This window comes from Enterococcus sp. DIV0802b (assembly GCF_050543535.1).
Taxonomy (GTDB): Bacteria; Bacillota; Bacilli; order Lactobacillales; family Enterococcaceae; genus Enterococcus_D; species Enterococcus_D entomosocium.
Map to the genome: position 1 here is coordinate 2,320,575 of NZ_CP172941.1, position 14,787 is coordinate 2,335,361.

General features: G+C 37.0%; 13 protein-coding genes. 1 reads left to right on the top strand and 12 read right to left on the bottom strand.

The genetic code is table 11. The features are described from left to right. Positions 1–2: 2 nt before the first annotated feature. Genes IGJ12_RS10900 through IGJ12_RS10950 form a run of 11 tightly spaced genes read right to left on the bottom strand, consistent with a single transcriptional unit; the run spans position 3 to position 10,821 of the window. Positions 3–1,112, bottom strand: coding sequence for a capsular polysaccharide biosynthesis protein CapF (locus tag IGJ12_RS10900; protein WP_430619590.1), 1,110 nt, complete (start codon positions 1,110–1,112; stop codon positions 3–5). Continuing rightward, entirely contained in the window at positions 1,109–2,131 is a 1,023-nt protein-coding gene (locus tag IGJ12_RS10905; protein ID WP_430619014.1) for a polysaccharide biosynthesis protein, read from the bottom strand. Before IGJ12_RS10905 ends, IGJ12_RS10900 begins: the two co-directional genes overlap by 4 nt. Positions 2,132–2,133: 2 nt before the next feature. Then, positions 2,134–3,357 (bottom strand): glycosyltransferase family 4 protein, encoded by a 1,224-nt coding sequence (locus IGJ12_RS10910; protein ID WP_430619015.1) that lies wholly within the window; start codon positions 3,355–3,357, stop codon positions 2,134–2,136. After that, on the bottom strand, positions 3,354–4,220 hold the full coding sequence (locus tag IGJ12_RS10915) for an NAD-dependent epimerase/dehydratase family protein (RefSeq protein WP_016613508.1): 867 nt from the start codon (positions 4,218–4,220) through the stop codon (positions 3,354–3,356). The genes IGJ12_RS10910 and IGJ12_RS10915 overlap by 4 nt, the downstream gene beginning before the upstream one ends. After that, positions 4,217–4,831, bottom strand: coding sequence for a sugar transferase (locus tag IGJ12_RS10920; protein WP_176257001.1), 615 nt, complete (start codon positions 4,829–4,831; stop codon positions 4,217–4,219). The genes IGJ12_RS10915 and IGJ12_RS10920 overlap by 4 nt, the downstream gene beginning before the upstream one ends. Positions 4,832–4,843: 12 nt before the next feature. Continuing rightward, positions 4,844–6,661, bottom strand: a complete 1,818-nt coding sequence (locus IGJ12_RS10925) for a polysaccharide biosynthesis protein (RefSeq protein ID WP_430619016.1) — start codon at positions 6,659–6,661, stop codon at positions 4,844–4,846. 12 nt (positions 6,662–6,673) lie between these two features. Beyond that, positions 6,674–7,438, bottom strand: coding sequence for a tyrosine-protein phosphatase (locus IGJ12_RS10930; protein ID WP_008378782.1), 765 nt, complete (start codon positions 7,436–7,438; stop codon positions 6,674–6,676). Between the two features lie 23 nt (positions 7,439–7,461). Beyond that, complete coding sequence (locus IGJ12_RS10935; RefSeq protein WP_420680569.1) at positions 7,462–8,169, bottom strand: CpsD/CapB family tyrosine-protein kinase; 708 nt, start codon at positions 8,167–8,169, stop codon at positions 7,462–7,464. Positions 8,170–8,178: 9 nt separating this feature from the next. Then, positions 8,179–8,958, bottom strand: a complete 780-nt coding sequence (locus IGJ12_RS10940; RefSeq protein ID WP_008378786.1) for a YveK family protein — start codon at positions 8,956–8,958, stop codon at positions 8,179–8,181. A gap of 15 nt (positions 8,959–8,973) precedes the next feature. Continuing rightward, positions 8,974–9,906, bottom strand: a complete 933-nt coding sequence (locus tag IGJ12_RS10945) for an LCP family protein (protein ID WP_430619017.1) — start codon at positions 9,904–9,906, stop codon at positions 8,974–8,976. Between the two features lie 45 nt (positions 9,907–9,951). Further along, positions 9,952–10,821 carry a hypothetical protein gene (locus IGJ12_RS10950; RefSeq protein WP_430619018.1) on the bottom strand — a complete coding sequence of 290 codons (870 nt, stop codon included), beginning with the start codon at positions 10,819–10,821 and terminating at the stop codon, positions 9,952–9,954. Between the two features lie 860 nt (positions 10,822–11,681). On the opposite strand from IGJ12_RS10950, the gene IGJ12_RS10955 reads away from it, so the two are divergent. Then, positions 11,682–13,151: a helix-turn-helix domain-containing protein gene (locus IGJ12_RS10955; RefSeq protein WP_430619019.1), complete on the top strand. Its 1,470-nt coding sequence runs from the start codon at positions 11,682–11,684 to the stop codon at positions 13,149–13,151. A 297-nt stretch (positions 13,152–13,448) separates the two neighbouring features. Here IGJ12_RS10955 and IGJ12_RS10960 read toward each other — a convergent pair whose 3' ends face one another. Beyond that, the gene (locus IGJ12_RS10960; protein WP_420657714.1) at positions 13,449–14,645 is read right to left on the bottom strand and encodes a 3D domain-containing protein; all 1,197 of its coding nucleotides are present in this window, start codon (positions 14,643–14,645) and stop codon (positions 13,449–13,451) included. Positions 14,646–14,787 lie beyond the last annotated feature (142 nt).

Genomic DNA, 14,787 nt, shown 5'->3' on the forward strand with positions numbered 1-14,787 from the left:
TGCTAGACCTCCTCGTAATAAGTATCAGGATTTTCAGGGTCAAACGTTTCGTTTACCCACATAACAGTGACCATGTCAGTATCCCCTAAATTTTCAATATTATGGGTATAGCCAACAGGTATATCGACTACTTCTAAATTCTCACCAGAAACGAAATACTCAATGATTTCTTTAGAATCAATCTTTCTAAAGCGGATGACGCCTTTTCCACTTACTACCAGAAATTTCTCATTTTTGGTATGATGCCAGTGATTTCCTTTGACAATCCCCGGCTTTGAAATATTAATTGAGACTTGTCCGCGATCTTCAGTCCTCAAAAATTCGGTGAATGATCCGCGATCATCGATATTCATCTTTAAAGGATATGAAAACTCATTCTCTGGTAAAAAGCTAAGAAATGTACTATATAGATTTTTTTCTATTCTACGATTCAATTGAGGTACAGATAGATTTTTTCTACTTTCTTTAAAAGAAAGAATTATATCTCTCAAAGCACCCACAGTTACTATATCCGTTTCTCTTACTGAACAAAAGTCATCGACAATAAATGGTCTTGCTTGAAGGCAATTCAGCAATTCCTTAACAACATCATCAATATAGCAAAGTTCAATTTCTGCAATTTTATCATTGACGGTTATTTCTTCACCTCGAGCCACTTTATAACAAAAAGTCGCTACTACCGTATTATAATTTGGTTTCGACCATTTTCCATACAAATTAGAGAAACGATAAATGTAGACTTTCGCTCCGGTTTCACTTTGATATTTTCGTAAGAGATCTTCTCCAGCTTTCTTACTGCGACCATAAGCATTGTTAAGAGCAGCTTGAATAGAGGATGATATCATTACTGGACAGGTATTGTTGTATTCCTTTAGTTTATCTAGAAGAACTGAGGTGAAACCGAAATTTCCTTCCATAAACTCTTCTTCTTCCTTGGGCCGATTTACACCCGCTAAATGGAAAACAAAATCTGCTTTTAAGCAATATTCATCTAATAAATGCGGAGCAGTATCTATATCATATTCAAAAACATTTTCATAACCTTCGTTTCGAAGCTCTGCAATTAAATTTTTACCTACAAATCCATTGGCTCCTGTAACTAAAATATTCATCGATTCTTCCACTCTTTCAACTCTTCCTGAACATAATCTAATGCTAATAATTTTTCTTTGATTTGTTCTACGGATAGTCGTTCCGTATTATCAGAATTGTATTCGCCTTCGTGTGTCAACTCGGTACTGCCTTCGCTAAAATATTTCTCATAATTAAGATCTCTAGTATCGGCTGGTACACGATAGAAGTCGCCCATATCTTTCGCAACGAGGTATTCTTCTTTTGTAAGAAGGGTTTCGTATCTTTTCTCACCATGACGTGTGCCTATAATTTGAATCTCATTTTCGACTTCAAAAAGTTCTTTCACTGCTTGTGCTAGATTACCGACCGTTGACGCAGGCGATTTTTGAACCATGATGTCTCCTGCTTTTGCATTTTGAAATGCAAAAACAACTAATTCGACTGCTTCTTCTAAACTCATCAAGAATCTTGTCATACCTGGGTCCGTTACAGTTAACGGTTTTCCTGCTTTTATTTGCTCAATAAATAATGGAATCACAGAACCTCTGGATGCCATGACATTACCATACCGCGTTCCGCAAATCATTGTATTTTCATCTGTCACAGTTTTCGCTTTTGCTACAAAAACCTTCTCCATCATTGCCTTTGAAATCCCCATTGCGTTGATTGGATAAGCAGCTTTATCTGTTGAAAGACAAATAACTTTTTTTACCCCCATCTCAACAGCAGCTGTCACAACATTATCCGTACCCATGACATTTGTTTTAACAGCTTCCATCGGAAAGAATTCGCATGAAGGAACTTGCTTTAAAGCAGCCGCATGAAATATGTAATCTACTCCGTACATTGCATTTTTAACACTATTTATATCGCGTACATCCCCAATATAAAATTTCAATTTGTCATTGTTGTATTTCTTTCTCATATCATCTTGTTTCTTTTCATCTCGCGAGAAGATACGGATTTCTTTTATATCGGAGTCTAAAAATCTTTTCATTACTGCATTACCAAATGAACCTGTACCACCTGTTATTAATAACACTTTATTATTAAACACTTTTATTCCTCCAATATTCTTTTGAATAATTTAATGTATTTTTGAATTTGAATATTTCTACAATAGTTTTTGGAAACTTTGTTTGACATATTCTTACTCATAGAGCGAAGTGTTGTTTTATCATTATTTAAAGTCAACAAACTACTTATTAATTCTTCCGATTCTCCATTATCCACTGCGATCCCTGCATTATTTAATAATAATTCACGAGCAATGTCAGTGTTCGTATCCATGATCGCAATTACTGGTTTTTCGGCTTGATAATAACTGTATGTTTTACTAGGAACTGCTAATCCAGAGAGACCATCTTCAAGTGAAACAATAAATATAGAAGTGATGTTTAAAGCATCATTAAATTCATTCCCACTTAAATAATCAAACATAAAGCAATTCTTTAGACTTTTTTCTGTGATGACTTCTGATATTTCTTTTTTCTTATTGCCGTGACCAGCAAATAAAAAGGCGATTTTTTCTTTAGCAATACGTTCATCAGAAATTGTCTTCAAAATGGTATCCATATCCTGTGCCGTTCCCATATTACCAAAATAAGAAACTATGAGTGGATACTTATTACTTATCTCTATAAACACCGGTGTCACAAGTTTATTCAATGATTTTTCTTCTGTTGCCCAATTTGGTATTACTATTATTCTTTCTGGATCAATGTTCCTATTTTTTCTAATATACGATTTCATGTCATTTGACAAAGCCACAATATTTGATGCTTCCGGATATAATCGTTCATTTATTTTTCGCATAAATCTAGAAATAAAACTATCCTTCCTAATCGTATCTGTTCTTTCAGCAATTTCCGGATAAAGATCATATGCAACAAAAACAATTTTACATCCATAAAGTTTTTTTGCAATAATGGATATTACAGGCAAAATAGGTGGGTTTGAATAGACAATGATTGTTTTGTAATTTCTACACATCCGTACATTCAATAATATTGTGAATGTAAATGAAAAGTAATTTATTAGTCTACTTAAAAAATTCTTTCTGCCAAGTTGGATATATTTTTTTCGATAAACCTTCATATCGTCGATTTTTTCGTTAACTGGTATTTTTTCATTTTTTTGTGTATATTCTCGAGGATAACCACATAGGACATCGACTGTTAGACCTGCTTTACTTAATCCTTGAGCAGTCTGATAAGGCAAGAGTGCCGAGGAAACATACTCTGGATAAAAGAATTGGCACATAAATAGTATATCTCTTTTCACTTTTCACTCTCCTCAATACTAGCCTTAAAGTCTCTGATTTGATAATCAAATTTCACATTATTAAAAATCGATTCTGGATAACCCTCCAGGGTTGAATCATAGAAGAGCGTGCCAAAAACTTTTTGAAGTAAGTTGCTATGCTCCGAAAGTTTAGAAATAAGGGTATCGAACCCTTTTATTAAATATATGTTTCTTCTATGAAATTTTGCGATCTCATTTACCATTAAAGACGTGTTGACGAGCACTTTGTTCTGTGGATGGAACGTTCCATTTAACTGATTATCTATAATTACTTTGACAAAGCAATGGAGATTATCAATATAAAGCATACTTCTCTTGTTGTTTACTTTAGGAAATACAATAGTTTTTTTTGCCACATTTGATAATCTTTGGTAATTTCCAACACATTGCGGACCGTAAATCATAGGAGGTCTGATTATCGCTACATTGAAAGAATCAGTTGCTAACCTTTCGATCTGTATCTCAGCTTCTCTCTTAGATTTACCATACGGTGTTGTAGGATTTATTTTAGTTTCTGCAGAAATAGCTCCGCTCTCTACTCCGAAAACAGACATCGTGCTAAAAAAAATAAAATGCTGTACATGTTCTTTCTTTGCTTTTTCTGCTACTTTAATAGCTAAATCACGATTTACTTTGTAATACAATTCTTCATTCTTTTCTTTGACGTGAACAATAGCTGCAAGATGAATCAAAACATCATATACAGAAAAATCAACATCTTTCCAAGTACTCTCCCTAACACTAATCGTTTCAATTTGATAATATTCTTTATATTGCTCTATCCATGTTTTAAATGATGTACCAATATAGCTATTCTCTCCTGTGATGAGGATACGCTTCATTGCCCATCCTCCTTCTTAATACTACTTGTTCCGCCTTCTATAACACCCTCACTTTTAAAAACAGAAACAATCGTTCCAAGAAAACACTTCAGATCCATAGAGGGTGAAATGCTTTCAGTATAATTCCCATCTAAAAGAGCTTTTTGTTTAATTTCCAACTCGTCTCGACCACTAATTTGAGCCAACCCAGTCAATCCTGGTCGAATATTATTTGCCCCATACTTATCACGTTCTTCAATCAAATCATATTGATTCCATAGCGCTGGACGAGGCCCAATGACAGCCATATCACCTTTGATAATATTGAACAACTGAGGCAGTTCATCTAAACTTGTTTTTCTTAAAAATTTCCCGACCTTTGTGATATAAAAATCAGGGTCTTCTAAAAGATGTGTTGGCATTTCTTTTGGTGTATCAATCTTCATTGTTCTGAATTTATAAATGTTAAAATAGGTTTTATTCTTTCCAACCCGTTTTTGTTTAAATATAATGGGACCCTTTGAATCGATTTTTATCGCTAGACATAATAGTAATAGTACTGGTGATAAAACAATTATCCCTATTAGCGATAATAGAAAATCTATAATTCTTTTCATTCCATCCTTATACAACAAAACCCACTCCTATTTGTTTGAAGCATTTGCAAATTTCACAATTTCATTAGCCAATGTAGCACTGTCTTTAGGAAGTGCATCTACAAAACAAAGTACCTCTTCCAATGAATATCCTTTGATATTCCCAACAAAAATTTTCTCAAAGACTGCTTTATCATTTCGTTCTTTATCCAGCAAAAGCTCTTCATATAATTTTTCCCCAGGTCGAATCCCAGTTTCAATAATCTCAATCTCTTCTTCGCTATAACCACTTAGACGAATCATGTTCTTCGCAAGATCAACAATCTTCACCGGTTCGCCCATATCTAAAATGAAGATTTCGCCACCTTTAGCAAGTGCCCCTGACTGAATAACCAAGCGACTAGCTTCTGGGATCGTCATGAAATAGCGGGTCATACGAAAATCAGTTACTGTGATTGGTCCACCTTTTGCTATTTGTTCACGGAATACTGGAATCACACTGCCTCTTGAACCTAATACATTGCCAAAACGCACAGCAGAAAATTTCGTGCACCCTTTTTCATTTAAGCCGGTAACAATCATCTCAGAGATGCGTTTTGTCGCTCCCATGACGTTAGGAGGGTTATTGGCCTTATCTGTAGAGACCATTACGAAGTTCTTCACTTTCGCGGCTTTGGCAGCTTCAGCAGTATTCTTGGTTCCGTAAATATTATTTTTGACTGCCTCTTTAGGATTGTATTCCATCAACGGTACGTGTTTATGGGCTGCCGCATGATAAACGATATCCGGTTTGACTTCCTTCATGATTTCAAACATCTTTTCTCGATCTTGTATATCGGCTATAACAGGAACGATTTCGGTAATATTGTCTTTAAAATTGATTTTCAACTCACGGTCAATTAAGTAAATCGAGTTTTCTCCATGTCCCAACAAAACTAGTTTTTTAGGATTGAATTGAATCACTTGGCGACAGATTTCGGAACCGATCGATCCACCAGCACCAGTCACTAATATCGTCTTTCCAGTAATTTGATCTTTGATGGAGTCGATATCCAATTTGACTTCATCTCTCCCTAGCAAATCAACGACATCGATTTTCTTCAAACGTGAGGTGCTGATTTTTCCAGAGGCGATTTCTTCCATTGATGGCATCGTGTTGACTTTGACATGCAAAGGTTCAATTAAGCTAAAAATACTCCGCAATTTTTTCCGTGACAAGGATGGAATAGCGATCGTAACCATATTGATCTCATACTTTTGAATCAAATCAGGTAAATCACTGATACAACCCAAGACTTTTTTTCCAGAAAGATAAGTTTTTCGTTTATTCGGATCATCATCGACAAATCCGATAATATTAATGTCACTTGCCGTTTTCGAACCTACAAAGCTATTATAAAGAATTCTGCCGCCTTCACCTGCGCCGACGATCAAGGTATTCTTAACAACCTCATTGGATGCCCCTCTCATGTTTTTTCTTTCTATATAGATCCGCCATATCAATCGACTAGCAATGATCAAAAAGAGCGAAAGAAAGTACGTAAAGATCACTAAGCGCATGCTATAGGTTTCATCACCGAAAAACAAGATCACGTTACAAGTAAAAGCGCTGCATGATACAGCCAAGAAGATAGCGATCATTTCTTTCAAGTTCGTGTAACGATTGATCCGAGAAAAAACACGAAATACGGAACCATAAAAAAGGTAGAAACCTACAGACAGACTCACCGACATCAATGTAAATTCTTTTGGAATCGCCACAAAGGGTTTCATAAAATAAACTGCTGCTATATTCGCTGCTATGATCAATAAACTATCTACAACTATCAAAGTTACAATTTTTCTTCTTCTCGTTAATTCAAACAACCCAGTTGCCCCCTAAAATAACCCGAATTTCTTTTTTTTCACTTCTGTAAAAGCTGGAAAACTGATTTGATCCCCATTTATCAAATCTTTTGCTACTTGTTTCATCAAGGTTACTTTGAGCATGCCAAAATCTTGCTCAATTTGCTCATAAGCTTCTTTTAAATTAAAGGTGCGTTTTGTAACGCCATGGGCATCCGAAGCGACCATCTGAACAAGATTATGTTCAACCATTGTTTTTGCTGTTTTTTGGATTTCTTTTCCAAATACGCCGACATAACTTGGCGCAGTTAACTGTGCCAAACAGCCCATATCCAAAAAAGGGATGAGATTGTTAGGGTCTTTTCTAAAATGAGCATTCCGCTCGGGGTGGACAATGACTGGAATCTTTCCCAGCTGTAGTAAATCGAAGAATATTTGTTCTGTATACGTAGGCACTTCAATCGTAGGAAATTCTATCAAGATATACGTATCATCAAGATCTGTAAAAAGGATGTCATTTTTCTGTATATCCTCAATTAAATCTCCTGTTATCCTAACCTCTTGCCCCTCAAGAACTGTCAAGGGCAGGTTCCGTGCGTCTAATTCTTCTTGTAAAGAGGTAACGAGAGAAATGACCTCTGACTTCGGATTGCGGTATTTTCCATTGTTATGATGTGGGGTACAAAGGATATGCGTAATTCCTTGGCTAATCGCTTTTTCAGCCATAGCAATGCTCGCATTGATGTCTTCTGCACCATCATCAATTCCTGGTAAAATGTGGCAATGTAAATCAATCATTTCTCTCGTCTCCTTCAAATTAATTAATTTCCATAATAATAGTAGTAACCTGAGTCTTTCGAGTGTTCGGCACCGTTATAGACCACCCCAATGATTCTTGCTTGAACCATATTCAATAGATCTCTCGCTTTTGTTAAGGATTCTTTACGTGCAACATTTTCTCGAACCACTAAGATCGTCCCATCTGCTTTAGATGCCATGATTTGTGCATCGGTGACTGCTACAACTGGTGGCATATCAAAGATAACCACATCGTAAAGGTTTTTCGCTTCTTCCATCACTTGGTTCATTCGTGCTGACCCAAGTAGCTCAGATGGATTTGGTGGTTTTGGTCCGCTGGTTAAGACAGATAAATTATCAATCACCGTTTTTTGAGCTGCTTCAAGGACGCTCGTTGAGGTACTTAATACGGTACTCAATCCACTCGCATTGTTTAAGCTGAATGTTTTGTATACAGTAGGCTTTCGCATATCGGCATCAACTAACAATACTCGTTGTCCTGATTTTGCAAAAACAACCGCTAAATTAGCTGAAGTTGTCGATTTCCCTTCACCTGGACCAGAAGAAGTAACAACAATGGTCTTGATTTGTTTATCTGCTGAAGACGCAAATTGAATATTTGTACGGATCGTACGATATTGCTCTGAGATTGGTGAAGAAGGATCAACCATTGTAATCAAGCTCACTGCATGTGTCTGTGTCCCAGTACGTTCTTGTTTTTTTGCCATCATTGTTCCCTCCTAGACCCGGCTACGACTACGGCGTGATTCTGCCGTTTTGTCGCCTTGCGGTTTCTTAATAAATGGTGCGCTTGGCTTTTTCTGAATGGTCGCAGCCAATTCTTTTGGTGACATTTGGGGTACAGTACCCAATACGGTAAAGCCTAATGTTTCGGTTACAAATTTATCATCTTTGACAGTTCGATCTAGTAGCTCCAATAAGAAGGCTAAACCGACACCGACCATGATCCCTAATACCAGACCAATGGCTAAATTTAGTTTGTTGTTAGGTGAAACTGGTGTAGTACTAGCTACCGCACTTGAAATGATTGAGATTTTATCAACATTCATAACATCTTGAGCATTTTCTTGAAAGACCAATGCTGTCGTATTGGCAATATTTTGCGCTGACACTGCATTTGTACTAGTTGCCTGAATGGAAAACATCTGTGAGTTCTGTGACTGGTTGATCGAAATGGATTCTTTCAATTGTCCGACAGTCAAGTCAAGGTTATTTTCAGACTCCAAACGATCCTTCACTTGTGTCATAACCAAGTCACTGACAATCATATCTTTATACGTATTGATCATTTGCAAGTTTGTATTCACATCGTTGGCATTGGTAGTTTCGGATTGAGGCAATGTCACAATCAACTGAGCTTGTGAACTGTATTTCGGTGTAATGACAAAGAAGGTGAATATCCCTGCTAAAGCTAAACCAGCAAACATTGAAATAAAAATAGCAGCTAAGTGTTTCCGTAGAATTGCGAATATTTCTTTTAAGCTAATTGTTTCTTCCATCTTTTCTCCACTTTCCTATTCATTCTCTAGATTTAGTTGAGCTTTCAACTCTTTTTGAACTCTTGCTAGTTCTTCGTCACTCACACGCTGATATGAGATGCCGTCTTGCATGAATCCTTCCCCTTGCAACTGATCTTGTTTGATCGTTTGAAAGGCACTGCGATAATTAAATGCTAAGGTTCGCATGTCATCGAAACTCATATCTGTCTTCATGTTTTGCTCAACGGCATTTAAGATCGTTTGATATTGGGTGATTCCATCAAGACTCAAGACTTTCTTAACGATCCCTTCAACGATTTTACGTTGGCGTTCTTGACGCCCATAATCGCCGTTTGGATCTTCATAACGCATTCTTGAATAGGCAAGGGCTTGTTCGCCATTTAGTGATGTACGTCCGATAGCAAAATCAAAGCCGTCTTGCGAAAAGGTGATTTCATTATCAACTTCAATGCCGCCAACCGCATCGACTAATTCTTTCAAACCAGCCATATTGATTGATACATAATGATCGATCGGAATATCCAAGAATTTTTCTACGGTATTCATTGCCATCGCTGGTCCACCAAAAGCATAGGCATGATTAATTTTATCTGTCGTCCCATGTCCAACGATATCAACATAGGAATCTCTTCCAATACTCACCACCGTCGTCTGATTGTCTTGTGGGCTGATAGTCGCAACCATCATGGTATCAGAACGTCCTTGTTCGACTCTTCCTAAATCACCGGTATCGATCCCCATCAGTAAAACCGAGAAGGAATCTTTTTGGGATAGGTCGACATCATTTTCACGTAGTCGATCTTCTAGATCACGTTCGACTGATTGATAGGTTTCTTGAATTGAGTTTGATACATCAAAATATAATTTTGCAGCGACACCGATCATTCCGATGACTAACACTGCAACGATTGAAAAGATGATTAAAAAGATTTTTTTTCCTTTTGACATTTGCTTTCCTCCAGTTATCTCTATTTTCTTCGATACATCTTTAAATTAGTAAACAGTGTCTGAACTTTGGTCTGTCCAGGTGCCATCTCCTGCGGATGTATCCTCTGAATAACTTTCCGTTGAAGCGGGGGGTGTATACGTGCTGTATCCTGTGTACCCCATTTGGGTAGCGACTTTTTCTGCTAATTCGGTGTATTTCTCTTTCAATTCTTCATTACGAACTTTGCTGATACTGTCGACTGCACTCAGGTATTTTTCTAAGGTGACTTCACTTGTCACCTCATCCCCATCAAGCATTTCATCAAAAGTTTCTTGTAATTTTGCAATGCGGTCCAATTGAGTATCCGCATATTCTAAATAGGAAACGACTAACTCTTTCCATTTACTATCCTCAAAAAAGCTCAGATTTTCACGGACATTCCCGACATCCGTTTCTTTTAGATCAGCTCTAATGATGACATCATTTTCAGCACTTTGCCAATTTGAAACACCTTCAGTAAATAAGGCTTCCGTATCCGCTTGTACTTTTAATTTTGCCTCGATGTCTTTTAGCTGATCATCAAGGGCGGTTTTTTCTTGTTGGATCTCCACTGACTCACTTGGCAGTGCATCATCATCGATCCCATAATCGTCTGCAGATACTTTCACTGCAGAAAGTTTTGCGACTGTTTTAAGAACGTCTTCTTCTTTAAGATCTTTTCGCAAAAACGTTTGATCTTCGTTGCTGTAAAATTCAGCAATTTCATTTGACAACTCATTGATGCGATCTTTTTCGCTGGCAATCGCTGTCTGTGCATATTCGACTCGTTGCTGATATTGCCTTTGGTTATTTTGTCGGTAACCAATAAAACAAATTGCAACGGCGCCAATACCAACGGCTAAAACAGTCAAAGTCTTTATTAACGGCTTTCCCATGAACACACTCCCTACTTCAATTGTGCTTGTTTAAGCATTCTGCCTTCCTCTCACATAATAAAGGCAATTCTAGTTTATTATAAGAGAAATGTATCATTAAATAAAGGAAATTCCCGTTTTTTATTTATTAAGGTATATTTTTCGTCAATAAAAGACTTATATACTGCCAAACATCAGTTATTTTAAAAAACCATAAATAACGTCTACTTTAATTGACAGTTTTTTTAAACCCTCATTTTAAATAATGAATAATTCAGTTATAATCGTTGTTCTCATCACCTTTGAAGGTTGTCACATTATAGAAAAATAACCTTAAGAGATTATATTCGTTCACTTTCTCAACATCTTTTCATTATAAATAGAAAAGATAAGAAATTCAGAAAGTATTTTTATACACTTTTCTTGTTATTATAAATTAATTTGGCAAAGCTGAATTCTTTTCTTGGCGCACTTAGGGTTTCCTTTGCGGCTGCTATTTATTTACGTCAATCGTTCCTGTTAAAATTATAAGTTGTCTTTCGTAAAGTGACTTTTTTCTTCAATTCTGTTCCCCTTAATATTCAATCGCCCCCCGAAAAACAATAATCATTTAATTTTTATTCCACCACTAAACACTTATCGTCTCGCCCCCTCTCTGGCTATTCAATTTCCATCAATCTTCTTCGACATGCTGGAAAAAACGTGTTTCTACCTATATATATGCCGATCGTCAGTTGATTTATAGAAAATGCAAAAAATCTCGCATAGACTCAGGTATAGATTTCACCAATCGATGAAATACGTGATTTGTTTTTTCTTCCCTATCTTCTTTAAGATGAATAAGTAAGATTTGCGATTTTGTTCATGAAAGGAGCCACGTCTTGAGAAATTTTCAAATAAATTTTATTACTAATACTGCAACGATTCGATGGCTGAAAATTTTGAGGGCATTCGAGAAAAATTATCAATGTTCGACTCAAGGTTTGGCAAAAATTTCAGGAAGTACCACGCGAACGATCGTTACGGATGTGACGGATCTAAAAGAGTACTTTGGCGATTGTTTATCGATCGACTCTTCTCACAAGGGGTATATTTTTTCGATCAAACATTCCGCTGTTTATTTAACGAAAAAACGTGCGCTGATTGCCAATGAGATTCTGTTCCATATCATCGAAAGTATTTTCCACAATGATCTTTATAGCTCATCTGAATGGGCTGAGAAATACCATATATCAGAAAGCACTGTTCTTCGCTATTTGCGGAAAGTGCAACCGATTTTTTCTTTCTATCGTTTGGAGATCCAAACCAATCCTATTTGCTTTATTGGTGAGGAGATCAATATTCGCAAGTTTTTCCATGATTTCTATTACGAATCGGAAATTACTGCCCATACAATTTTTCCGCCGATCGCCATCCAAAATATCACTGCTAGCGCTTTTTCTAGATGTTATCAACTTGACCAGCATGCTTGCTCGTTTGGTGAATTCAATTATTACTTGTATATCACCTTTGAGCGCCATTGTGCGGGTCAAGGTATCAAGTTTCCTAAGCAAATAAAAAAAATATTTGAGCAATATAATGATTTTCGGCTGTTTTCTGAAATCAACGAGGCAATGAGTGAACAATACCAAAAAGAACTTCCCTATGAGGAAGTCCTTTATTTGTTCTTATTGGTGAAAACCCGTCGCTCGATCAGCAACTTGGCGATCGAACAAACCTTTTGTAAAGAGTATAATCATTGGCCTGAAATTAAGCAGCTTGCTGCAGCCTTTGTCAAGGATTGTTTGCCAGATACTCAAGATAGCGCTCGTGACCGGCTCTTAGTAGAATCCTTTTTTACGGTAGCAAAAATCAAGCAATTATTATCCCCCTTATTAAACCATATGATTTCGGATACCGTTCATTTTGTCGAAGAGGCGTATATGGATGATTACCATCTATTTAAAAACTATCTGTTGACGCAACCATTAGCCAGAGAAATTTGGGACTGTATCACACTGGAACACTTAGGAACGAGTCTTACGATGTACGTTACCTCTATTAAATCTTTGTACTGGCAAGCAAAGAAGAATATCGCTTTTTTGTTTGAAGGCCCCTTTTATTTATGCCAATTATTAAAATGCAAATCTGTTCGTTATTTGCGCAGCTCTCGGACATTTTATTTTCCAGACTCCAATGAATTGTCGGCAGGCTATTTGGAAAAAAATCAAATTGACTTGATCGTCACCAACTATACGGAATACATTACCGAATATGCCCAAGACATTGATTATTTGCTATTCAAAACTTTTCCCGATGAGCACGACTGGGAAGCTTTAGAAGAAAAACTGAATGCCAACTTCAATCCTTGATAAATGAAAATCTTGGCTCTTTAATTTATGGGACTGAGGAATCATAACTGATTCTTCAGCCCCATTTTTATTTTAGGTATTAAAAAACATATCGTTCTCTAGTATGATTAGATCACCACAAAATAAATAACTGAGAGAATGATTGTAAGACTTATGGGCAATTTAAATCAAAACAGAGCGTATCGTTTGGGTCGGCACTGACACAGCGATACGCTCTCTACTTATGCCTTATTCTATTAAAAGCAAAAAAAGAAGCAGCCACTTCATTCAGTGAGCTGCTTCTTGCTAGTTGATTGATTAATCGAGAATCGTTACTTTTACTTGACGACGTCCCCATTGGATACATTGTGCTACGTTATCAAAGTGAACATCAATGATATTTCCTTTGATCGCGCCACCAGTATCAAGCGCTAGTGCTACGCCATAACCTTCAACATTGACTAAGGTGCCTAACGGAATCACGCTTGGATCCACGGCAACTGCCATTGGATTTTTACGTAAGTCTGTACCGCTTGCTGTAAAGAAACTGGAGCCAGCTTCTTTATAAGAGTAGGCAGTTGATTCCATCATCAATGTCCGACCACTACTTGTATTGCTGTTGTTGCTATTGTTATTGTTATTGTTTGTATTGCTTGAGCTGCTATTTGAGCTATTGTTACTGCTTGAAGAGCTGCTCGATGATGAGGTGCTGCTTTCAGTCGTATTGCTGCTCGATGAAGCAGCCGCTTGTGATTCAGAAGCGCTTGAACGTTCGGCAGCTTGGGCTGCTTCTTTTTCTGCTTTTTCTTTCGCTGCTTGTTCTGCCGCTTCTTTGGCTGCTCGTTCTTCTGCTGCTTTTTCAGCAGCTAAGCGAGCTGTTTCAGCTTCTTTGCTTGAAGCGATTTGTGCCAAGGTTGATTCGTTTTCTTTCAATTGAGCTTGTAGATTCGCAATTTTTGAATCCAGTGTTTTGGCTTCTGATTCTAATGCGGTTTGATTTTCTTTCAATGATTGCTGTGTTGACTGTGCTTTTTCTTCTAAAGCTTCTAGCTTTTCTTTTTCAGCTGTTAATGAATCGATCTTTTCTTTTTCCAAGTTTTGTAACATCGTCATCGCATAGGCACGATTGATAAAATCTTGGATGTTTGATGATTCTAACAGTACCGTCCAGTCTCTGGTAGCCCCGCCATTGACTTGGATGTCTTTCATACGTTCCGCAACGACTGCTTCACGCTTTTCAATTGTTTCTTGTGCAGTTTTGATTTCTGCTTTGGTTGTTGCTAATGATTCTTCATTTTCAGCGATTTGAGCTTTTAGCTCTTCTACCTCACTGTATTTCGCATTCACATCAGTCAATGCAATCTGTACTTCCGTACTGATTTCCTGACTTTGCTGCATGACGGCACTTTCTTGCTCTTGCAATGATTCAAGTGACTCAGCCTGCGCAAAGATTGGAGAAACGATTCCTGCCGCAAAGACAGCGACAACGATTGTTCGTAGTTTCTTTGCCTTCAAAAAATTCCCTCACTTCTCACTATGTTTTCCAACATATCCTATTATACAAATTCTTAAGAAGAATTTTATTGCAGGACCTTTACAATTTGTTACAAATTATCGTAAAAGTGGGTGTTTTAATCGTCTTTTTCAACTGAAATCA